This is a genomic window from Streptomyces sp. CRCS-T-1, assembly GCF_024442335.1.
In the GTDB taxonomy this organism is placed as follows: Bacteria; Actinomycetota; Actinomycetes; order Streptomycetales; family Streptomycetaceae; genus Streptomyces; species Streptomyces koelreuteriae.
Genome location: NZ_CP101651.1, coordinates 2,521,473 through 2,543,806, shown reverse-complemented (window position 1 = coordinate 2,543,806; position 22,334 = coordinate 2,521,473). Strand labels below are relative to the sequence as shown.

20 protein-coding genes and 1 tRNA gene are annotated in these 22,334 nt (G+C 69.7%); 19 read left to right on the top strand and 2 right to left on the bottom strand.

The window, feature by feature from the left end; genetic code table 11:
* Window positions 1-29: 29 nt before the first annotated feature.
* Both NNW99_RS11090 and NNW99_RS11085 read right to left on the bottom strand, forming a co-directional pair.
* Window positions 30-527, bottom strand: a complete 498-nt coding sequence (locus NNW99_RS11090; protein WP_215118538.1) for an Asp23/Gls24 family envelope stress response protein — start codon at window positions 525-527, stop codon at window positions 30-32.
* Between the two features lie 213 nt (window positions 528-740).
* Window positions 741-812, bottom strand: a tRNA-Arg gene (locus NNW99_RS11085).
* A gap of 116 nt (window positions 813-928) precedes the next feature.
* Here NNW99_RS11085 and NNW99_RS11080 point away from each other — a divergent pair.
* The 19 genes from NNW99_RS11080 (at window position 929) to NNW99_RS10990 (ending at window position 22,318) form a co-directional block, all read left to right on the top strand.
* Window positions 929-1,441: a response regulator gene (locus NNW99_RS11080; RefSeq protein ID WP_251057758.1), complete on the top strand. Its 513-nt coding sequence runs from the start codon at window positions 929-931 to the stop codon at window positions 1,439-1,441.
* A 105-nt stretch (window positions 1,442-1,546) separates the two neighbouring features.
* The gene (gene nrtL, locus NNW99_RS11075) at window positions 1,547-2,662 is read left to right on the top strand and encodes an ArgS-related anticodon-binding protein NrtL (protein WP_215118536.1); all 1,116 of its coding nucleotides are present in this window, start codon (window positions 1,547-1,549) and stop codon (window positions 2,660-2,662) included.
* Between the two features lie 12 nt (window positions 2,663-2,674).
* Complete coding sequence (lysA, locus tag NNW99_RS11070; RefSeq protein ID WP_215118535.1) at window positions 2,675-4,066, top strand: diaminopimelate decarboxylase; 1,392 nt, start codon at window positions 2,675-2,677, stop codon at window positions 4,064-4,066.
* 147 nt (window positions 4,067-4,213) lie between these two features.
* A complete protein-coding gene (locus NNW99_RS11065; protein ID WP_215118534.1) occupies window positions 4,214-5,506 on the top strand; it encodes a homoserine dehydrogenase in 1,293 nt (430 codons plus the stop codon).
* A gap of 6 nt (window positions 5,507-5,512) precedes the next feature.
* Window positions 5,513-6,571, top strand: a complete 1,059-nt coding sequence (gene thrC / locus NNW99_RS11060) for a threonine synthase (RefSeq protein ID WP_215118533.1) — start codon at window positions 5,513-5,515, stop codon at window positions 6,569-6,571.
* 340 nt (window positions 6,572-6,911) lie between these two features.
* On the top strand, window positions 6,912-7,841 hold the full coding sequence (thrB, locus tag NNW99_RS11055; protein ID WP_189723219.1) for a homoserine kinase: 930 nt from the start codon (window positions 6,912-6,914) through the stop codon (window positions 7,839-7,841).
* A 402-nt stretch (window positions 7,842-8,243) separates the two neighbouring features.
* Entirely contained in the window at window positions 8,244-10,295 is a 2,052-nt protein-coding gene (rho, locus tag NNW99_RS11050) for a transcription termination factor Rho (RefSeq protein ID WP_215118532.1), read from the top strand.
* A 131-nt stretch (window positions 10,296-10,426) separates the two neighbouring features.
* On the top strand, window positions 10,427-12,214 hold the full coding sequence (locus NNW99_RS11045; protein ID WP_215124228.1) for a trypsin-like serine protease: 1,788 nt from the start codon (window positions 10,427-10,429) through the stop codon (window positions 12,212-12,214).
* 210 nt (window positions 12,215-12,424) lie between these two features.
* Window positions 12,425-13,561, top strand: coding sequence for an LCP family protein (locus NNW99_RS11040; RefSeq protein WP_215118531.1), 1,137 nt, complete (start codon window positions 12,425-12,427; stop codon window positions 13,559-13,561).
* 185 nt (window positions 13,562-13,746) lie between these two features.
* Window positions 13,747-13,968: a 50S ribosomal protein L31 gene (gene rpmE, locus NNW99_RS11035; RefSeq protein WP_003992975.1), complete on the top strand. Its 222-nt coding sequence runs from the start codon at window positions 13,747-13,749 to the stop codon at window positions 13,966-13,968.
* Window positions 13,969-14,074: 106 nt separating this feature from the next.
* Complete coding sequence (prfA, locus tag NNW99_RS11030; RefSeq protein WP_215118530.1) at window positions 14,075-15,151, top strand: peptide chain release factor 1; 1,077 nt, start codon at window positions 14,075-14,077, stop codon at window positions 15,149-15,151.
* Between the two features lie 74 nt (window positions 15,152-15,225).
* Window positions 15,226-16,065: a peptide chain release factor N(5)-glutamine methyltransferase gene (prmC, locus tag NNW99_RS11025; protein WP_215118529.1), complete on the top strand. Its 840-nt coding sequence runs from the start codon at window positions 15,226-15,228 to the stop codon at window positions 16,063-16,065.
* A gap of 79 nt (window positions 16,066-16,144) precedes the next feature.
* Window positions 16,145-16,792 carry an L-threonylcarbamoyladenylate synthase gene (locus NNW99_RS11020; protein WP_215118528.1) on the top strand — a complete coding sequence of 216 codons (648 nt, stop codon included), beginning with the start codon at window positions 16,145-16,147 and terminating at the stop codon, window positions 16,790-16,792.
* Window positions 16,789-17,469, top strand: coding sequence for a protein-tyrosine-phosphatase (locus tag NNW99_RS11015; RefSeq protein ID WP_215118527.1), 681 nt, complete (start codon window positions 16,789-16,791; stop codon window positions 17,467-17,469). The genes NNW99_RS11020 and NNW99_RS11015 overlap by 4 nt, the downstream gene beginning before the upstream one ends.
* Window positions 17,470-17,540: 71 nt before the next feature.
* Window positions 17,541-18,779 carry a serine hydroxymethyltransferase gene (gene glyA / locus NNW99_RS11010; RefSeq protein ID WP_215118526.1) on the top strand — a complete coding sequence of 413 codons (1,239 nt, stop codon included), beginning with the start codon at window positions 17,541-17,543 and terminating at the stop codon, window positions 18,777-18,779.
* Between the two features lie 129 nt (window positions 18,780-18,908).
* Entirely contained in the window at window positions 18,909-20,234 is a 1,326-nt protein-coding gene (locus tag NNW99_RS11005) for an MraY family glycosyltransferase (RefSeq protein ID WP_215118525.1), read from the top strand.
* A gap of 297 nt (window positions 20,235-20,531) precedes the next feature.
* A complete protein-coding gene (locus tag NNW99_RS11000; RefSeq protein WP_215118524.1) occupies window positions 20,532-20,969 on the top strand; it encodes a hypothetical protein in 438 nt (145 codons plus the stop codon).
* 273 nt (window positions 20,970-21,242) lie between these two features.
* Window positions 21,243-22,010, top strand: coding sequence for a F0F1 ATP synthase subunit A (gene atpB, locus NNW99_RS10995; protein ID WP_215124227.1), 768 nt, complete (start codon window positions 21,243-21,245; stop codon window positions 22,008-22,010).
* Between the two features lie 68 nt (window positions 22,011-22,078).
* On the top strand, window positions 22,079-22,318 hold the full coding sequence (locus NNW99_RS10990; protein WP_053670587.1) for an ATP synthase subunit C: 240 nt from the start codon (window positions 22,079-22,081) through the stop codon (window positions 22,316-22,318).
* The last annotated feature ends 16 nt before the right edge of the window (window positions 22,319-22,334 follow it).

Below are 22,334 nucleotides of genomic sequence, written 5' to 3'. Positions count from 1 at the left end.
GGCGCTGAACCTGGGGGAGCCGGGCTCCCTCAGGCCACGCGCCGCTGCCCCTCCTGCTCGGACTCGTCCTCCTCATCCGGCAGATGTACGTCGTCGACGGCGATGTTGACCTCCACGACCTCCAGACCGGTCATCCGTTCCACCGCGTTGACGACGTTGGTCCGGACATCCGCCGCGGTGTCGGTGATGGCGGCGCCGTACTCGACGACGAGATCCAGATCGACGGCGGCCTGACGCTCGCCGACCTCCACCTTCACACCCTGGGTGACCCCACTGCCCCCACCCGGCACCCGCTGGCGCACGGCCCCGAAGGCCCTGGTCATCCCTCCGCCGAGGTTGTACACCTCCGGAATCTCCCGGGCGGCCATCCCCGCGATCTTCGCCACGACCGTGTCCGCGATCTCCGTACTGCCACGGGCTTCAGCGGAGGTCCCGCCCCCTCTGCCGCCCTGCGATGCCGTGGCCCCGTCCTGCTTGCCCGTCCTGGTACCCGGAGGGGTGTTCCTGCGCTGTGTGGTCTCCGTCATGACCGTCACCTCGATGACTGGGTGCGGGGGTATGAGCAGCGTCGTTCCTCTCTACGGTAGAACAACGGTGCGTATGGGGCGAAAGTGATGCAAAAGCCCGCCCCGCCCCACGCACGACAACAAGGAAAAACGGGACCCAGTACCACTGGGTCCCGCTCTCCATCTCAGGCATCCACGCTGATCAACCACAAGATCATGTCAGCTGAAGCGAAGTGCCCCCGGCAGGATTCGAACCTGCGCACACGGCTCCGGAGGCCGTTGCTCTATCCCCTGAGCTACGGGGGCGTGTCCGGCGCGATTGCTCGCGGCGACGGGTAGAACACTACCAGCTCCCTCGGGGTGGTCATCAACGGGTTTGCGCTGCCGGGGGCGGGTGTGCGGGTCGCCCGTGCGGGGTGGAAGTGGGGAAAACCCGGACGCGATGGCGGGGGCCGACCTACTCTCGAGTTGTGCCAGGCGCGTCGGGTCGGGTGCTTGTTGTGGACGACAACAAGGTCATCCGGCAGTTGATCAGGGTCAACCTCGAGCTGGAGGGGCTGGAGGTCGTGACCGCGGCCGATGGTGCCGAGTGCCTTGACGTCATTCATCAGGTGCGGCCCGATGTCGTGACCCTCGACGTCGTCATGCCCCGGCTGGACGGGATCAGGACCGCCGCCCGGCTGCGGACCGATCCGCTCACCCGTGATCTGCCCCTCGCCATCATCAGCGCCTGTACGCAGGCCGAGGTCGAGGCCGGGCTCGACCTCGGCGTCGACGCCTTCCTCGCCAAGCCCTTCGAGCCCGCCGAACTGGTCCTGATGGTGAGGCAGTTGATGGAGCGGGCCCGGCGCCGGGAAAGGCAGGGCGGTGGTGGCCCCGACATCGGGGGCGACGGTGCCCCGGCGCAGACCGTCGACCAGCCGGCCGTACCGTAGGTGACGAGCCGCCGCTCGGCCTCCTGAGGGAAGCCGCGTCCATATCCCGGACCCTCCCCAAACCGGGTCGCATACCCACCCCCCTCCTCCCATACGCTTGTGCCCGTGACCCCCGTCGAGCTCTCCCGCACCGTGCTGCACGCCGTGCGTCGCGCTGTCGACGACGGTGAGCTCAGCGTGACCGTGCCGGAGCGGGCCGTGGTCACACCGCCGGGGCCCGGGGGCTGCGGCGACTACGCCACCAACATCGCCCTCCAGCTCGCCCGCGCGGCGGAGCAGCCGCCCCGGCGCGTGGCCGAGATCCTGCGGGGGCGTCTCCTCGACGACCACCGCATCACCGACGTCGTCGTCACCGGGGCCGGGTTCCTCAACCTCAGCCTGGAGAGCGCCGCGTCCGCCGCGCTCGTCGACGAGATCCGGCGGCGCGGGCGGCGGTACGGGCACGCCGCGCGGCCCAGCGGGAACAGCGTCGAACTCCGGTGTCCGGCTGAGGTCCGTGCCGTCGTGGCCGCGGATGCCGTCGCCCGTCTGCTGCGCAGCCAGGGCGACTCCGTCCGCGTCAGGTACGACGGCCGGCCCGCGCCGGAGTGGGAATCCGTCCTGGGCGTGGACCTCAGGGACGGCGTGGACCTCAGGGACGGCGTGGACCTCAGCGAGGTGGACAGCGAGGGCACGGACACCGACAGCGCGGACGTCACCATCCGGCCCGTCCCCGTCCCCGTTCCCCTCCTCGTCCCCGTCCCTGCCCCCACCAACCCCCTCCCCCTAGGCCGAGACGCCGCCCGCTGGGCCCTGCTCCACCCCGCCGCGCACGACCGCCCTCGGATCCCCGGCGACCATCTGATCCAGCGGGAGACCAACCCCCTCTTCCGCGTCCGGTACGCCCACGCCCGCACCCGGGCCCTGCTGCGCAACGCCGCCGACCTCGGCTTCGACCCCGAGCCCGGCCCCGTCAGTCGTACCGAAGAGCTGGTCGCCCTGCTCGGCGATCACCCCCGCATCCTCACGGCCGCCGCCACGCACCACACCCCCGACCGCCTGGCCCGGCACCTCGTCACCGTCGCCGACGCCACGTCGCCGCTGCTCCCCGCCGTGCTGCCGCTCGGCGAGGAGAAACCCTCGGCCGCCCACCGTGCCCGGCTCGCGCTCGCCGAAGCCGCCGGGACGGTGCTGGCCGGCGGCCTGTCCCTGCTCGGCATCGACGCACCCGATCACCTCTGAAAGACACGAAACATGAGCCGTTCCGCACACCCCGCCGGGCCCCGTCACGCCGATGTCTACCCCGAGGGCCACTACTCCGCCCCGCCCGCCGACCTCAACGCCCTGGACCCCAAGGTGTGGGCCGAGACCGTCACGCGGGACGAGGACGGGGTCGTCACCGTCGGCGGCATCCCCGTGACCCGGCTCGCCGAGGAGTTCGGCACCCCCGCCTACGTCCTCGACGAGGCCGACTTCCGGGCACGCGCGCGTGCGTGGCGCACCGCCTTCGGGACCGACGCCGACGTCTTCTACGCGGGCAAGGCGTTCCTCTCCCGTGCCGTCGTGCGCTGGCTGCACGAGGAAGGGCTGAACGTCGACGTCTGCTCCGGCGGCGAGCTGGCCACCGCCCTCAGCGCCGGCATGCCCGCCGAGCGCATCGCCTTCCACGGCAACAACAAGTCCGTCGACGAGATCACCCGGGCCGTCGAGGCCGGCGTGGGCCACATCGTGCTCGACTCCTTCCAGGAGATCGTCCGGGTCGCCCACATCGCGCAGAGCCTCGGCAAGCGGCAGAAGGTCCTGATCCGGATCACCGTCGGCGTCGAGGCCCACACCCACGAGTTCATCGCCACGGCCCACGAGGACCAGAAGTTCGGCATCCCGCTGGCCGGCGGACAAGCCGCCGAGGCCGTACGCCGGGCCCTGCAGCTCGACGGGCTCGAACTCGTCGGCATCCACAGCCACATCGGCTCGCAGATCTTCGACATGTCCGGGTTCGAGGTCGCCGCCCACCGGGTCGTCTCGCTGCTCAAGGACGTCCGCGACGAGCACGGCGTCGAGCTGCCGGAGATCGACCTCGGCGGCGGGCTCGGTATCGCGTACACCAGCGACGACGACCCGCGCGAGCCGCACGAGATCGCCAAGGCGCTCACCGAGATCGTCACGCGGGAGTGCGAGTCCGCCAAGCTGCGCACGCCGCGCATCTCCGTCGAGCCCGGGCGCGCCATCGTCGGCCCGACCGCCTTCACGCTCTATGAGGTCGGCACCATCAAGCCCCTCGACGGGCTGCGGACGTACGTCTCCGTCGACGGCGGCATGTCGGACAACATCCGCACCGCGCTGTACGACGCCGAGTACAGCGTCGCGCTGGTCTCCCGCACCTCCGACGCCGAGCCGATGCTCGCCCGTGTCGTCGGCAAGCACTGCGAGAGCGGGGACATCGTGGTCAAGGACGCGTTCCTGCCGGCCGACCTGGCACCGGGTGACCTCATCGCCGTCCCCGCGACGGGCGCCTACTGCCGCTCCATGGCCAGCAACTACAACCACGTGCTGCGGCCGCCGGTCGTCACCGTGCAGAACGGCGAGGCCCGGGTGATCGTCCGCCGCGAGACCGAGGAGGACCTGCTGCGTCTCGACGTCGGCTGAAACCATCCCCGGGTGGGGTGGAAGATCTCCTGCCTTCCACCCCCGTACAAATGAAATAGATATCTCACGATCCGGACGAAGGGCAGAAAGTCCCGTCCGGTGAGTGAGACTGGTGAAACCGTAGACGGTATGAGGAAACGAGGTCGGATGATGCGTACGCGTCCGCTGAAGGTGGCGCTGCTGGGCTGTGGAGTGGTCGGCTCAGAGGTGGCGCGCATCATGACGACGCACGCCGACGACCTCACAGCCCGGATCGGTGCCCCCGTGGAGCTCGCGGGCGTGGCCGTACGACGGCCCGACCGGGTCAGGGAGGGCATCGACCCGGCCCTCGTCACCACCGACGCCACCGCCCTCGTCAAGCGCGGCGACATCGACGTCGTCGTCGAGGTGATCGGCGGGATCGAGCCCGCCCGGACCCTCATCACCACCGCGTTCGAGTACGGCGCCTCCGTCGTCTCCGCCAACAAGGCGCTGCTCGCCCAGGACGGAGCGGCCCTGCACGCCGCCGCCGGCGACCACGACGCCGACCTCTACTACGAGGCCGCCGTCGCCGGTGCCATCCCGCTGATCCGGCCGCTGCGCGAGTCCCTCGCCGGCGACAAGATCAACCGCGTGATGGGCATCGTCAACGGCACGACCAACTTCATCCTCGACAAGATGGACTCCACCGGGGCCGGCTACCAGGAGGCCCTCGACGAGGCCACCGCCCTCGGATACGCCGAGGCCGACCCCACCGCCGACGTCGAGGGCTTCGACGCCGCCGCCAAGGCCGCCATCCTCGCCGGTATCGCCTTCCACACGCGCGTGCGTCTCGACGACGTCTACCGCGAGGGCATGACCGAGGTGACGGCGGCCGACTTCGCCTCCGCCAGGGAGATGGGCTGCACCATCAAGCTGCTCGCCATCTGCGAGCGGGCCGCGGACGGCGCCTCCGTCACCGCGCGCGTGCACCCCGCCATGATCCCGCTGAGCCACCCGCTGGCCTCCGTGCGCGGCGCCTACAACGCCGTGTTCGTCGAGTCCGACGCCGCCGGGCAGCTCATGTTCTACGGTCCCGGAGCGGGCGGTTCCCCCACCGCCTCCGCCGTGCTCGGCGATCTCGTCGCCGTCTGCCGCAACCGCCTCAACGGCGCGACCGGACCGGGCGAGTCCGCCTACGCCGCCCTGCCGGTGTCGCCGATGGGCGAGGTGGTCACGCGCTATCACATCAGCCTCGACGTGGCCGACAAACCGGGCGTTCTCGCCCAGGTCGCGACCGTGTTCGCCGAGCACGGAGTCTCGATCGATACGGTTCGCCAGTCGGGGAAGGACGGCGAGGCCTCCCTCGTCGTCGTCACGCACCGCGCGTCCGACGCCGCCCTCACCGGGACCGTCGAGGCGTTGCGCAAGCTCGACACCGTGCGTGGTGTCGCCAGCATCATGCGGGTTGAAGGAGAGTAACCAGCAATGACCCACCAGTGGCGCGGAATCATCGAGGAGTACCGGGACCGGCTGCCGGTATCCGACACCACGCCGGTCGTGACGCTCCGCGAGGGCGGCACGCCGCTCGTGCCCGCGCAGGTGCTCTCCGAGCGCACGGGCTGCGAGGTCCACCTGAAGGTGGAGGGCGCGAACCCCACCGGGTCCTTCAAGGACCGCGGCATGACCATGGCCATCACCCGGGCCAAGGAGGAGGGGGCGAAGGCCGTCATCTGCGCCTCCACCGGCAATACGTCGGCCTCCGCCGCCGCGTACGCCGTGCGCGCCGGGATGGTCTGCGCCGTGCTCGTGCCGCAGGGCAAGATCGCGCTCGGCAAGATGGGCCAGGCCCTCGTGCACGGCGCGAAGATCCTCCAGGTCGACGGCAACTTCGACGACTGCCTCACCCTCGCGCGCGCACTGAGCGACAACTACCCCGTCGCGCTGGTCAATTCGGTCAACCCGGTACGTATCGAGGGTCAGAAGACCGCCGCCTTCGAGATCGTGGACATGCTCGGCGACGCGCCCGACATCCACGTCCTGCCGGTGGGCAACGCGGGCAACATCACGGCCTATTGGAAGGGCTACAAGGAGTACGCCGCCGACGGCGTCTCCGCCCGGACCCCCCGGATGTGGGGCTTCCAGGCCTCCGGCAGCGCCCCGATCGTGCGCGGCGAGATCGTCAAGGACCCGTCGACCGTCGCCACCGCCATCCGCATCGGCAACCCGGCGTCGTGGAACCACGCGATCGCCGCGCGGGACGAGTCCGGCGGCTCCATCGACGAGGTGACGGACCGTGAGATCCTGCGCGCCTACCGGCTGTTGGCCTCGCAGGAGGGCGTCTTCGTCGAGCCCGCGTCCGCCGCGTCCGTCGCCGGTCTGCTGAAGGCCGCCGAGCAGGGCAAGGTCGACCCGGGGCAGCGGATCGTGTGCACCGTCACCGGCAACGGTCTGAAGGACCCCGACTGGGCCGTCGCCGGCGCCCCGCAGCCGGTCACCGTCCCCGTCGACTCGGCGGCCGCGGCGGAGCGCCTCGGACTCGTCTGACGTGCGCGGACGTGCCGAGCGCCGGTGGAGCGCTCGGCACGGTCCGGCGTAAGACGGCGCTTGCTCCGGGACGTTCCCCGCAGGGGGTGCACAGGGCTCATACGACACGCATCGTGCGCCTCCTGTGCGCCCTATGTCGCCACAGAACCTTCTTTCGATAGGCTGTACTGAACCCGCCCGCCGCATATGCCTCCGCATAGAGCACGGTGCCGCGCCGTCTTTGCGGCCGGGACAGCGGCCGGCCATCCCGGTCGGCAGCGGCCCCCAGGGTTCTCGTACGCATCGAATGTCCATCGAACGTCATTCGACAATCACGCAGCTCAAGGAGAGTCATCGAGCGATGGCCGGTCCAGCGTTCCGCGCCGCCGCCGTCCGGGTGCGCGTCCCCGCCACCAGCGCCAACCTCGGCCCGGGCTTCGACGCCCTCGGCCTCGCGCTGGGCTTGTACGACGACGTAGTCGTCCGGGTGGCCGACTCCGGGCTGCACATCGACATCGCGGGTGAGGGCAGCGAGACGCTCCCGCGCGACGAGAAGCACCTCCTCGTCCGTTCCCTGCGCACGGCCTTCGACCTGCTCGGCGGACAGCCGCGCGGCCTGGAGATCGTCTGCGCCAACCGCATTCCGCACGGCCGGGGCCTGGGCTCCTCCTCGGCCGCCATCTGCGCCGGGATCGTCGCCGCCCGCGCCGTGACCATAGGCGCCGACGCCAAGCTCGACGACACCGCTCTGCTCGAGCTCGCCACCGAGATCGAGGGCCACCCCGACAATGTCGCGGCCTGTCTGCTGGGCGGCTTCACCCTTTCCTGGATGGAGGGCGGCGCGGCCCGCGCGATCAGGATGGAGCCCGCCGATTCCATCGTTCCGGTGGTTTTCGTGCCCGGAAAGCCAGTGCTGACGGAGACGGCGCGCGGCCTGCTCCCGCGCTCCGTTCCGCACGTCGATGCCGCGGTCAACGCGGGCCGGGCCGCCCTGCTCGTCGAGGCCCTGACGCGGCGCCCCGAGCTGCTGCTGCCCGCCACCGAGGACCGCCTGCACCAGGAGTACCGCGCGCCCGCCATGCCCGAGAGCGCGGCGCTGGTCGAGCGGCTGCGGGCCGAGGGCGTCCCCGCGGTCATCTCCGGCGCCGGACCGACGGTCATGGCGCTCACCGACGCGGGCACCGCCGACAAGGTCGAGGCGCTGGCGGGCGCGGACTGGGCCGCGAACCGGCTGAGCCTCGATCAGCAGGGCGCGAGTGTTCTTCCGCTCGCGGCCCCCGGTGACTTCTAAAAGCACACGGTTGCCGGATTTCGAGAGGGGGAATGTTTGTTGGATCCGGTAGTGTTAACCTCAAGTCTGCACCCGACCCCACCATGGCGAGGTGCCTCGTGTCCCCGTCCGGGACAGACATTCTTCCGGGAGCCCCCCAAGCCGCACTGTGTTTCGTACGTCGGACCGTACGCCGTACGCGGACACTGAGCGGGGCGCAGGGCACGCTCCGGAACCGGTGCGACCACGCCGCGTGACACTGACACTGGGTGCCACGGCTCAAGGAAGCGCCATCACCAGATTCCTCCGCCGCTTAGGCGGACCACCGCCCCGGCACGGTTCACACCACACGGACCGAAGTCGGACAGCACAACCGGTCGCCGAGCCAGACAGGCCGACGTCCGCTCCAGGGAAGGACCCTTCGTGAGCGACACCACCGATCTGATGGGCGCACGTGTCGAGGAGACCGCTGCCGCGCCCGCCACGGACGCCTCCGCGCCTGCATCCGGTGCCGGCTCCCGGCGGCGCCGCGGTACCGGCCTCGAGGGCATGGTGCTGGCCGAGCTGCAGCAGGTCGCATCCGGCCTCGGCATCAAGGGCACGGCGCGCATGCGCAAGAGCCAGCTGATCGAGGTCATCAAGGAGGCGCAGGCGTCCGGCGGCGCCGCTCCGGCCGCGAAGGCGGCCGACGCCCCCGCCGAGACCAAGCCGAAGCGCCGCGCCACCTCCCGGACCCGTACGGGGGACAACGCCGAGAAGGCGGAGAAGAAGGCGGACGCTAAGCAGGCCTCCGAGGCCCCCGCCGAGAAGGCCGACAAGGCCGACAAGGCCGTCGCCCAGCAGCAGATCGAGATCCCGGGCCAGCCCGCCAGCGACGACGCGCCTTCCGAGCGCCGTCGTCGCCGGGCCACCGCCGACGCCGGATCCCCGGCTTCCGCTGCCGAGACGGTCGCCGCCGAGGCGAAGAACGACGCCAAGGCCGAGGCTCCGGCGCAGCAGTCGCAGCAGCAGTCCCAGAACGACGCCAAGTCCGACTCGGGCGACGGCGGCGAGGGCCGCCGCCGCGACCGCCGTGACCGCGGCCGGGACCGTGACCGCGGTGACCGCGGTGACCGCGGTGGCCGGGGCAACAAGGGCGACGACCAGCAGGGCGGCCAGCGCGGCCAGCAGCAGAACCAGCAGCAGGGCGGCGGTGGCGGTCGTCAGGACCGTGGCCAGCAGCAGCAGGACGACGACGACTTCGAGGGCGGCCGTCGCGGCCGTCGCGGGCGCTACCGCGACCGCCGGGGCCGTCGCGGCCGCGACGACGTGCAGGAGCCGCAGATCACCGAGGACGACGTCCTGATCCCCGTCGCGGGCATCCTGGACATCCTCGACAACTACGCCTTCATCCGCACCTCCGGCTACCTGCCCGGCCCGAACGACGTGTACGTCTCCCTCGCCCAGGTCCGTAAGAACGGCCTGCGCAAGGGTGACCACATCACCGGTGCCGTGCGTCAGCCGAAGGAGGGCGAGCGCCGCGAGAAGTTCAACGCGCTGGTCCGTCTGGACTCCGTCAACGGCATGGCGCCCGAATCCGGGCGCGGTCGGCCGGAGTTCAACAAGCTGACGCCGCTTTACCCCCAGGACCGGCTCCGTCTGGAGACCGACCCGGGCGTGCTGACCACCCGCATCATCGACCTGGTCTCGCCGATCGGTAAGGGCCAGCGCGGTCTGATCGTGGCCCCGCCGAAGACCGGCAAGACCATGATCATGCAGGCCATCGCCAACGCGATCACGCACAACAACCCCGAGTGCCACCTGATGGTCGTCCTGGTCGACGAGCGTCCGGAAGAGGTCACCGACATGCAGCGGTCGGTCAAGGGCGAGGTCATCTCCTCGACCTTCGACCGCCCGGCCGAGGACCACACGACGGTCGCCGAGCTCGCCATCGAGCGCGCCAAGCGTCTCGTCGAGCTGGGCCACGACGTGGTCGTGCTGCTCGACTCGATCACGCGTCTGGGCCGTGCGTACAACCTCGCCGCCCCGGCCTCCGGCCGCATCCTGTCCGGTGGTGTCGACTCGACGGCCCTGTACCCGCCGAAGCGCTTCTTCGGTGCGGCCCGCAACATCGAGGACGGCGGCTCGCTGACCATCCTCGCCACCGCCCTGGTGGACACCGGGTCCCGCATGGACGAGGTGATCTTCGAGGAGTTCAAGGGCACCGGCAACGCGGAGCTCAAGCTCGACCGGAAGCTCGCCGACAAGCGCATCTTCCCGGCGGTGGACGTGGACGCGTCCGGCACCCGTAAGGAAGAGATCCTGCTCGGCAGCGACGAGCTCGCCATCACCTGGAAGCTGCGCCGTGTGCTGCACGCGCTCGACCAGCAGCAGGCGATCGAGCTGCTCCTGGACAAGATGAAGCAGACCAAGTCGAACGCCGAGTTCCTGATGCAGATCCAGAAGACGACGCCGATGCCGGGCAACGGCGACTAGGCACCTTTTGGCCAAAGGGCCGCGCCCGTCCGGAAACGGACGGGCGCGGCCCTTTGTGGTGTTCATGTGCAGGTAGGATCACGCTCTCTTCGAACATGTGATCCCGAGGGGGGACCTACGTGGGTACATCCATGCCTGGGGGCGGGCGGCACAGACGTCGCATACGCATCGCGCTGCCCGTGGCATCGGCCGGAATCGCCGCCGCCGTGGCCGCGGCGCTGCTGACGTCGTCGGCCGACGCGGCCACTCCGCTGCCGCAGCCGACGGTCAAGCCCGCCATCAGCTCACCGTCGTCCGCCGAGCTGGAGAAGCGCGTCGCCGGCGCCCTGGCCGGCGACGACATCGCGGGCAAGACGAGCAAGGCGTCGCTGAACGCGAGCACGAACGAGGGTCGCGTCGACCCGAAGATCATCGGCGGCAGCCAGACCGCCATCACCACGGCCCCGTGGATGGCGCAGCTCCACTACTTCGACGACCGGGGCACGTCCAGCACCAGCGACGACATCGGCTTCTTCTGCGGCGGTGCCGTCGTCGCGCCGACGAAGATCCTCACCGCCGCGCACTGCGTCAAGGGCTACGACTGGAACGCCAACGGCGCCGTCGTCACCGGCACCGCCCAGCTGCCCTCGGCGAACGGCACCGACCTGCACGGTGGCACCGCCACCGCCGTCTGGCGGCAGTGGAACCACCCGTCGTACAACGCGTCGACCATCGACAACGACATCGCGGTGCTCACCCTGCCCCAGCCGGTCAAGGCCAAGACGATCCGGATGACGACGTCCGGCGACACCACCTCGTACAAGGCCGGTACCAACGCCAAGGTCTACGGCTGGGGCCGCACCACCTCCACCAGCGACGCCGTCTCCGAGAGGCTGAAGACGGCCACGCTGCCCCTGCAGTCCGACAGCACCTGCGCCGGCGCCTACGGCAGGGACTTCGTCAAGGGCCACATGGTGTGCGCGGGCAAGCCCGCCACCGGCAGCGACACCGGCACCACCTCCGCCTGCAACGGCGACTCCGGCGGCCCGCTGGTCGTCAACAACCGGATCGTCGGTGTCGTGTCCTGGGGCGTGACCGACTGCGTCGCCAAGGGCGCCTACAGCGTCTTCGCGAAGGTCAGCTCCTACGTCGGCTCCGCCTATCCGCGCGTCGACGACACCAACATCAGCGGTGACCACAGGGCCGACCTGTGGGTGCGCAACGCCTCCACGAAGACCGGCTACTCCAAGGACTCCAAGGGCACGTCGTTCGCCGCCCGCCAGTCCTGGGGCAACTGGGACGGCTTCAACGTCGTCCTGCAGACCGACTTCGACCGCGACGGCTACCAGGACCTCGTCTACCGGCGCAGCAGCGACGGCGATGTCTTCTGGACCCACTTCGTGCTCGCCGACAACGCCTGGTCCACCAAGAAGATCGCCGACAACTGGAAGACCCGCACCCGCATCATCACCCCCGGTGACGTCACCGGCGACTACCTGGCCGACCTGCTCTCGGTCGACTCCGCGGGCGTGCTGTGGATCTACCCCGGCAAGGGCAACGGCACCTTCGCCCCCCGTGTGAAGGCCGGCTCGGGCTGGAACCAGTACAACTCCGTGCGCGGCAAGGGCGACTTCACCGGCGACGGCAAGACGGACCTGATCGCCCGCAGCAAGTCGGGCAGCCACATCTACCTCTACAAGGGCACCGGCAAGTCCGGCTCCGGCGCCTTCTCGGCCCGGGTCAAGGTGCGCTCCTGGGGCGGCTACAACGCCTTCGACGCGACCGGTGACATGACCGGCGACGGCAAGGCCGACTTCCTGGCCCGCACCCCCGGCGGCACGCTCTACCTCTACCCGGGGACCGGAAAGGCGACCAGCGAGATCTTTGCCACAAGAAAGTCCGTAGGTACCGATTTCAAGCAGTACGACATCTTCGGCTGAAGCCGCAGGTGAGCGGGATACACCCCGCTGTGACGAACACGCACTGTGCCCACCGCCGTACGCGGTGGGCACAGTCCGTTGTGCAACCCTTTCCCGAGTTTCCCCGTCTGACCAGGCGGAGCGACGATGGTGCCAGGGGGAAGTCCCCCGACCGAGAACGCCTGGCACCGACAGCAGGGGGTAATCGACCGAAGACGAGCCGAGGAGCACATGTCTGCCGAGAGCACGCCGGGTCCGGGTATACCGGACGAGACCGGCACCACCGGACCGCGCCACCGCGCCAAGGGCCGACGCCGCAAGCCCCGCAAGCGTCACAAGGGCATGATGATCATGGCCTGGACCGCTGCGGGCATCGTCGTCCTCGGCGGGACCGGGGCGGGGTACGTGTACTTCAAGCTCAACGGCAACCTCAAGAGCGTCGACATCGACCAGGCCCTCGGCACCGACCGGCCCGAGAAGGCCGACAACGGCTCCGAGAACATCCTGGTCCTCGGCTCCGACACCCGCGCCGGCGGCAACAAGAAGCTCGGCGGTGGCAGCGACGACGGCAGCGCCCGCTCCGACACGGCGATGATCGTGCACGTCAACAAGGGCCACAAGAAGGCCAGCGTGGTCTCCATCCCGCGTGACACCCTCATCGACCGGCCCTCCTGCACGGACACCAAGGGCGAGAAGTACCCCGCCGCGAACAGCGTCATGTTCAACTCCGCGTACTCCACGGGCGGAGCCGCCTGCGCCGTGAAGACCGTCGAGTCGATCACCGACCTGCGCATGGACCACTACCTGGAGGTCGACTTCGCCGGCTTCCAGACGCTCATCGACGACCTCGGCGGCGTCGAGGTGACCACGACCAAGCGCATCGACGACCCCGACAGCCACCTGAAGCTGAGCGCCGGCACCCACAGACTCGACGGCGAGCAGGCCCTCGGCCTGGTCCGCACCCGGCACGGCGTGGGCGACGGCTCCGACCTGGGCCGCATCCAGCTCCAGCAGGCCTTCATCAAGGCCCTGCTCAACCAGGTCAAGGACGTCGGCGTCTTCTCCAACCCGAAGAAGCTCTACGACCTCGCGCAGACCGCGACCAAGACGGTGACGACCGACTCCGAACTCGGCTCGGTCAACAAGCTCGTCTCCTTCGCGAACGGCCTCAAGACCATCACCCCGGCGAACATGAACATGGTCACGATGCCGGTCGCCTACGACCCCGCCGACCCGAACCGCGTCCTCCTCCAGAAGAAGCAGGCCGACCAGATCTGGAAGGCCCTGGAGCACGACAAGCCGATCCCGAAGAGCGCGACCAAGGGCTCGGCAGCGGGTGAGGCCAAGGGCGTCGTCAGCGCCCCTTGAGGGCACGTCCCCAGGGGCGCGGGGAACTGCGCGACCAGCCCCCACCGGCCCGCAGGGAACAAACAACGGCAACCCCCGGTTTTGGGGGATGGGCCCAGTCCTGGCAGACTGGTACGTCGGCTCCGGTTCACGCTCCCGCACCCCGCGTCAGCGACCCGGCGCCCTCCCGAAACCTAGGAGACACCTTGAAGCGCGACATCCACCCCGAGTACGTCGAGACGCAGGTCAGCTGCACCTGCGGCGCGTCGTTCACGACTCGCAGCACCATCGAGTCCGGCACCATCCGTGCCGACGTCTGCTCCGAGTGCCACCCGTTCTACACGGGCAAGCAGAAGATCCTCGACACCGGTGGCCGTGTGGCCCGCTTCGAGGCCCGCTTCGGCAAGGCCGCCGGCTCCAAGAAGTAGCGAGCCTCCATTCGCCGGTCCGCGGACGCGCCCCCTCACCGGGCGCTCCGGGACCGGCGTTTTTGGTCGCCCGCCCTTCACCCCCGTCCGTACACAGGAGCCCAAGATGTTCGAGGCCGTCGAGGAACTCGTCGCCGAGCACGCCGACCTGGAGAAGAAGCTCGCCGACCCGTCGGTGCACTCCGACCAGGCCAACGCGCGCAAGCTGAACAAGCGTTACGCCGAGCTCACCCCGATCATCGCCACGTACCGCTCCTGGACGCAGACGGGCGACGACATCGAGACCGCGCGCGAACTGGCCGCCGACGACCCCGACTTCGCCGCCGAGGTCAAGGACCTGGAGCGGCAGCGCGAGGAGCTCACGGAGAAGCTGCGCCTGCTCCTCGTCCCGCGCGACCCCAGTGACGACAAGGACGTCATCCTCGAGATCAAGGCCGGCGCCGGCGGCGACGAGTCGGCGCTGTTCGCCGGCGACCTGCTGCGCATGTACCTGCGCTACGCCGAGCGGGTCGGCTGGAAGACCGAGATCATCGACGCCACCGAGTCCGAGCTGGGCGGCTACAAGGACGTCCAGGTCGCCGTGAAGACCAAGGGCGGCCAGGGCGCCACCGAGCCCGGCCAGGGCGTCTGGGCGCGGCTGAAGTACGAGGGCGGCGTGCACCGCGTGCAGCGGGTGCCGGCCACGGAGTCCCAGGGCCGTATCCACACCTCCGCCGCCGGTGTGCTGGTCACCCCGGAGGCCGAGGAGGTCGACGTGGAGATCAACCCCAACGACCTCCGCATCGACGTCTACCGCTCCTCGGGACCGGGCGGACAGTCCGTCAACACCACCGACTCCGCGGTGCGCATCACGCACATTCCCACCGGAGTCGTCGCCTCCTGCCAGAACGAGAAGAGCCAGCTGCAGAACAAGGAGCAGGCACTGCGTATCCTGCGCTCGAGGCTGCTCGCAGCGGCGCAGGAGGAGGCGGAGAGGGAGGCCGCCGACGCCCGCCGCAGCCAGGTCCGCACCGTCGACCGCTCCGAGAAGATCCGCACGTACAACTTCCCGGAGAACCGCATCTCGGACCACCGCGTCGGCTTCAAGGCGTACAACCTGGACCAGGTCCTGGACGGCGACCTCGCCGCGGTGATCCAGGCCTGTGTCGACGCGGACTCGGCGGCCAAGCTGGCCGCCGCGTAAAACACGTAGGAGACGAGTACCGGAGGACTGGCGTGCAGCAGTCATTTGGGGGGCGACCCCCAAGCCCCCGCAGCGTGCTGCTCGCGGAGGTGGCCCAGGCCACTCAGCGGCTCGCCGACGCCGGCGTGCCCTCGCCGCGCACCGACGCGGAGGAACTCGCCGCGTTCGTGCACGGCGTCAAGCGCGGCGCGCTGCACACCGTCAAGGACTCCGACTTCGACGCCCGTTACTGGGAGGTCATCGCCCGCCGCGAGGCCCGCGAGCCGCTCCAGCACATCACCGGGCGTGCCTACTTCCGGTACCTGGAACTCCAGGTCGGCCCCGGGGTGTTCGTGCCGCGCCCCGAGACCGAGTCCGTGGTCGGCTGGGCCATAGACGCCGTACGGGCCATGGACGTCGTCGAGCCGTGCATCGTCGACCTGTGCACCGGCTCCGGCGCCATCGCGCTCGCCCTCGCCCAGGAGGTGCCGCGCTCGCGCGTGCACGCCGTGGAGCTGTCCGAGGACGCCCTCAGGTGGACCCGCAAGAACGTCGAGGGGTCCAGGGTCGAGCTGCGCCAGGGCGATGCCCTGACGGCCTTCCCGGACCTGGACGGCCAGGTCGACCTGGTCATCACCAACCCGCCGTACATCCCGCTCACCGAGTGGGAGTACGTCGCCCCGGAGGCGCGGGACTACGACCCCGACCTCGCCCTCTTCTCCGGCGAGGACGGACTCGACCTCATCCGCGGCCTGGAACGCACCGCGCACCGGCTGCTGCGCCCCGGTGGCGTGGTGGTCGTGGAGCACGCCGACACCCAGGGCGGCCAGGTGCCGTGGATCTTCACCGAGGAGCGGGGCTGGGCCGACGCGGCCGACCATCCGGACCTCAACAAGCGCCCGCGCTTCGCCACGGCCCGCAAGGCGCTGCCGTGAGCACACCGAGCGCCACGAGCGCACAGCAGTCTTCGCAGTCTTCACCCCAGCAGCACGTGTACGAGGAGGCCAGCTAAAGATGGCACGGCGATACGACACCAACGACGCGACCGACCGTGTGACCGGTCTGCGTGAGGCAGGGTCCGCCGTCCGCCGTGGCGAGCTCGTGGTGCTGCCGACGGACACGGTGTACGGCATCGGCGCCGACGCGTTCTCCTCGGAGGCCGTCGCCGACCTGCTGGACGCGAAGGGCCGGGGCCGCAACATGCCCACCCCCGTCCTCATCGGCTCCCCGAACACCCTGCACGGGCTCGTCACGGACTTCTCCGAGCTGGCCTGGGAACTCGTCGACGCCTTCTGGCCGGGCGCGCTCACCCTCGTCGCCAAGCACCAGCCGTCCCTCCAGTGGGACCTCGGGGACACCCGTGGCACCGTCGCCGTGCGCATGCCGCTGCACCCGGTCGCCATCGAGCTGCTCACCGAGGTCGGCCCGATGGCCGTGTCGTCCGCCAACCTCACCGGCCACCCGGCGCCGGAGGACTGCGACGCCGCGCAGGAGATGCTCGGCGACTCCGTCTCCGTCTACCTCGACGGCGGCCCCACCCCCGGCAACGTGCCGTCGTCGATCGTCGACGTGACCCGGGAGGTGCCGCTGCTGCTGCGCGCGGGCGCGATCTCGGCGGACGAGCTGCGAAAGGTCGTACCCGACCTCGAGGTGGCGAATTGACGGCCCCTGGAGCGGGGCGTGGCATAGGCAACGGGGAAAGCGCGGCGGAGATCACGACGACGTTCGTGGGGCTTCCGCGTGACAGCTTCCGCATCCTCCACGTCAGTACCGGCAATGTGTGCCGCTCGCCGATCACCGAGCGGCTGACCCGTCATGCCGTGCGGGAGCGGCTGGGGATCCTGGGCGGCGGGCTGATCGTGGAGAGCGCGGGCACCTGGGGCCACGAGGGCGCGCCCATGGAGTCCCACGCGGAGACGGTCCTCGCCGACTTCGGCGCGGACGCCTCCGGCTTCACCGGCCGTGAACTCCTCGACGAGCATGTGATCCGCGCCGACCTGGTGCTGACCGCCACCCGGGACCACCGGGCCCAGGTCATCTCCATGGGGCACTCGGCGGGCCTGCGGACCTTCACGCTCAAGGAGTTCACCCGCCTGGTCAAGGCCATCGACCCGGCGACCCTGCCTCCCCTGGAGGAGGGTGTGGTCACGCGCGCGCGTGCGCTGGTGCGTGCCGCCGCGGCTCTACGCGGGTGGCTCCTGGCGCCGAACGCCGAGGCCGACGAGGTGTACGACCCGTACGGGGCGCCCCTGACGTTCTTCCGGTCCATCGGGGACGAGATACACCAGGCACTCGATCCGGTGGTCACGGCCCTCACGGGTGTCCCCGCAAAGACGTAACAGCCGAGCGCCCCGGGGGCCCCGGGCCTACATTGGACGTACGTCACCGTCGACGCCGCCCGGAGCCCATCATGACGGTCACCCCTGCCATCGAGGCCGACGTCCTGCGCCACCAGGACCCCGAACTCGCCGACATCCTGCTCGGCGAGCGGGAGCGGCAGTCGACGACGCTCCAGCTCATCGCCGCCGAGAACTTCACCTCGCCGGCCGTGCTGGCCGCCCTCGGCTCGCCGCTGGCCAACAAGTACGCCGAAGGCTACCCGGGGGCGCGGCACCACGGCGGCTGCGAGATCGTCGACGTCGCCGAGCGGCTCGCCGTGGACCGGGCCAGGGCCCTGTTCGGCGCCGACCACGCCAACGTCCAGGCGCACTCGGGCTCTTCGGCGGTGCTGGCCGCCTACGCCGCCCTGCTCCGCCCCGGCGACACCGTCCTCGCCCTGGGCCTGCCCCACGGCGGCCACCTCACCCACGGCTCGCCCGCCAACTTCTCAGGCCGCTGGTTCGACTTCGCGGGCTACGGCGTGGAGGCCGAGTCCGGGCTCATCGACCACGAGCAGGTGCGCACCCTCGCCCGCACACGCCGGCCCAAGGCGATCGTGTGCGGTTCGATCGCCTATCCCCGGCACATCGACTACGCCTTCTTCCGCGAGGTCGCCGACGAGGTGGGCGCCTACCTCGTCGCGGACGCCGCGCACCCCATCGGGCTGGTCGCCGGGAGGGCGGCGCCGAATCCGGTGCCGTACGCGGACATCGTCTGTGCGACCACTCACAAGGTGCTGCGCGGCCCGCGCGGCGGCATGATCCTGTGCCGCGCGGAGCTGGCCGAGCGGGTGGACCGGGCGGTGTTTCCTTTCACACAGGGCGGCGCGCAGATGCACACCATCGCCGCCAAGGCGGTCGCGTTCGGTGAGGCGGCAACACCGGCGTTCGTCGCGTACGCCCATCAGGTGGTCGCCAATGCGAGGGTTCTCGCGGCCCGGCTGGCCGCCGAGGGCCTGGTCGTCACCACCGGCGGCACCGACACCCACCTCATCACGGCGGACCCGTCACCCCTTGGCGTAGACGGACGCACCGCCCGCGGCCGGCTCGCCGCGGCCGGTCTGGTCCTGGACTGCTGTGCGCTTCCTCACGGCGACGCCCGGGGGCTCAGGCTCGGCACGGCCGCGGTGACCACGCAGGGTATGGGGGAGGCGGAGATGGCGAGGATCGCCAAGCTGCTCGCGGGCGTGCTCAGAGGCGTGACGGAGACCGCGAGGGCGCGTGAAGAAGTGCGGGAGCTGGCCGGTGGATTTCCGCCGTATCCGCGCTGAGTGGGGGTAGACGCACCGGGGTGCACAGCCACTCGTGCAACCATCGTCGCTACCCGGAAGTCCCCACCCATATGCGCGCATCGCTAGGGTGTGGGGCTGTGATGGCCAGCGAGACCTGTGGGGAAGCCCGTGCGTGAATACCTGCTGACGCTCTGCATCACGGCCGCGGTGACGTATCTGCTGACAGGGCCGGTACGGAAATTCGCGATCGTGGCCGGAGCGATGCCGGAGATCCGGGCACGTGATGTGCACCGGGAACCCACTCCGCGGCTCGGCGGGATCGCGATGTTCTTCGGCCTGTGCGCGGGCCTGCTGGTCGCCGACCACCTGACCAACCTCAGCCAGGTCTTCGAGACGTCGAACGAACCCCGGGCACTGCTGTCCGGGGCGGCGCTGATCTGGCTGATCGGGGTACTGGACGACAAGTTCGAGATCGACGCCCTGATCAAGCTGGGCGGCCAGATGATCGCCGCGGGCGTGATGGTCGTGCAGGGTCTGACGATCCTGTGGCTGCCGATCCCGGGCGTCGGCTCGGTCGCGCTCTCCCAGGGCCAGGGCACGCTGCTGACGGTGGCGCTCGTCGTCATCACCATCAACGCGGTCAACTTCGTGGACGGCCTGGACGGTCTGGCGGCGGGCATGGTGTGCATCGCGGCCGCGGCGTTCTTCCTGTACGCCTACCGCATCTGGTACTCGTACGGCGTCGAGGCCGCCGCCCCCGCCACCCTCTTCTCGGCGATCCTGATGGGCATGTGCCTGGGCTTCCTGCCGCACAACATGCACCCGGCGCGGATCTTCATGGGCGACTCGGGCTCCATGCTCATCGGCCTGGTCCTGGCCGCCGGTGCGATCTCCGTCACCGGTCAGGTCGACCCGGACGCGCTCAACCTGTACGTCGGGTCCGAGAAGGAGGCCGTGCACCAGACGGTCCCCGTCTACATCCCGCTGCTGCTGCCGCTGACCATCATCGCGGTGCCGGCCGCCGACCTGATCCTGGCGATCGTGCGGCGCACCTGGCGGGGCCAGTCGCCGTTCGCCGCCGACCGCGGCCACCTGCACCACCGCCTCCTGGAGATCGGCCACTCGCACAGCCGCGCGGTGCTGATCATGTACTTCTGGTCGGCGCTGATCGCCTTCGGGGCGCTCGCCTACTCGGTCAACTCGGCGTCCATGTGGATCGTGCTCGGCGTCGTGTTCCTCAGCGCGATCGGTCTCCTGCTGCTTCTGCTGCCGCGCTTCACACCGCGCGCCCCGCGCTGGATGGAGCGCTTCGTGCCGCCGCGCTACCGGCGCCGTGTCTCCGTCTCGGCGCTCTCACCCGAGGCCTCGACGCCGGCGTCGGCGGCTGTGGCGCCCGGGGTGTCCGGGGTGGCCGGGGTCTCCGGTGTCAACGGGGCGACCGCCATCGGCCCCCGTTCGCGTCTGGCGGACCGGCGCAAGGCCGGGACAAGGTAAGAATCTGACTAGAGCATTGCCAAGTCGTGGGGTGACGATGGGGGAGCGAAGCACCCCAATACCAGACAAGTCGGCGCTGTTCTTGCACAGACGCGCAGCGTCACTCTCATGTGTGACAGCCCGCACACCCCCAGGTAAAGACTGCATCAAATAGTTTGTGATACGGTTCACGAGAACCCCCGGATAGAGCCGAAGGACCGCAGTGCGACGGTCCATTGGCGTGAGGACTCCACTCAGCCCGGGACTACGCTCGTCCATGACGACACCCCTGCCCCCTGCGAAAGCGGAGTTGCCGCCATGCCGTCCAATGACGCCCGGAACCTCTTGCAGTGCGCTGTGCCCACAGCGGCTGCCGGTGCGGTCGCGGTCGCCGTCAGTGGCGTGGTGGCCGGAGGCAAGGGAGCCCTCGGGGCGGCCGTCGGCACCCTGCTGGCCATCCTCTTCATGGGGATCGGTCTGTACGTTCTGCAGCGGACGGCGAAATCGCTCCCGCAGTTGTTCCAGGCCATGGGTCTGATGCTTTATATGGCTCAGCTCCTGCTGCTCTTGATCTTCGTGGCCCTCTTCAAGGACACCTCTCTCTTCAACGCGAAGACGTTCGCCGTCGGGCTCGTCGTCGCGACGGTCGTGTGGATGGCCGCGCAGGCTCGTGCGCATATGAAGGCCAAGATCTTCTACATCGACCCTGACTCCGAGAAGAGCGAGAAGCCCGAGAAGACCGGGTCGTCGTCGTGACGAGTAGGGGCGCGATAAAGAGCACGGAGAACTCCTGCTATCGTCCGGTGCCAACTGCGGCATCGCGGGCGCGGGCATCTGAGCTGACGCCTGCTCGAACGCGAGGCTCGATGCCCCAAAGCCGCCCTCACATCCGTAACACCAGTCCAGTGCCGATCCGCGGCTGCGCGCCGCGCCGACACAACGAGGTTGCCGTACCCATGCGTCACGCCGAAGGAGCCCCCGGTGAGTGCTGACCAGACCCAGCTCGCCTTTGACTGGAGCTGTCGGATCATGTCCGACGGGTGTGGTTTTCCGGCACCGGGCCTGCACTCGTTCCTCTTCAAGCCGATCGCCACGGTCGGAGGGTTCGAGTTCAACAAGGTGATGCTGCTCGCGCTCGTCACCACCGTCCTCGTCATCGGCTTCTTCTATGCGGCCTTCGGCAAGGCCAAGGTGGTGCCGGGCAAGCTGCAGATGGTCGGTGAGGCCGGCTACGACTTCGTCCGCCGCGGCATCGTCTACGAGACGCTCGGCAAGCGCGAGGGCGAGAAGTACGTCCCGTTCATGGTCTCGCTGTTCTTCTTCATCTGGATCATGAACATCTGGTCCGTGATCCCGCTGGCGCAGTTCCCGGTGTCGTCGATCATCGCCTTCCCGGCGGTCCTCGCCGCGATCGTCTACGTGACCTGGGTCTCGCTGACCTTCAAGCGGCACGGCTTCGTCGGGTTCTTCAAGAACGTCACCGGCTACGACAAGTCGCTCGGCCCGGTGCTGCCGCTCGTGATGGTCATCGAGTTCTTCTCGAACCTGCTGGTCCGGCCGTTCACGCACGCGGTGCGACTCTTCGCCAACATGTTCGCCGGCCACCTGATGCTGGTCATGTTCACCGTCGCATCCTGGTACCTGCTCAACAGCTGGATGATCCCGGCGGCCGGTGTCTCGTTCGTGATGACTATCGCCATGATCGGCTTCGAGCTTTTCGTGCAGGCCGTCCAGGCGTACGTCTTCGTACTCCTCGCCTGCACGTACATCCAGGGCGCTCTCGCTGAGCATCACTGAGCCCCACCCCACCCCCGGTCGTCCGGTGGCCAACCCCCACCGGTCCGTTAAGAGAAGGAAGATTCAGCATGGCTGCCACTGAGACCCTCGCCGCTGTCTCCGGTTCCATCGGTTCCGTCGGTTACGGCCTCTCGGCTATCGGCCCCGGCATCGGCGTCGGCATCATCTTCGGCAACGGCACCCAGGCCCTCGCCCGCCAGCCCGAGGCCGCCGGCCTGATCCGTGCCAACCAGATCCTGGGCTTCGCCTTCTGTGAGGCGCTCGCCCTCATCGGCATCGTCATGCCGTTCGTGTTCGGTACGAAGTAAGAACTTCCCTACCGAC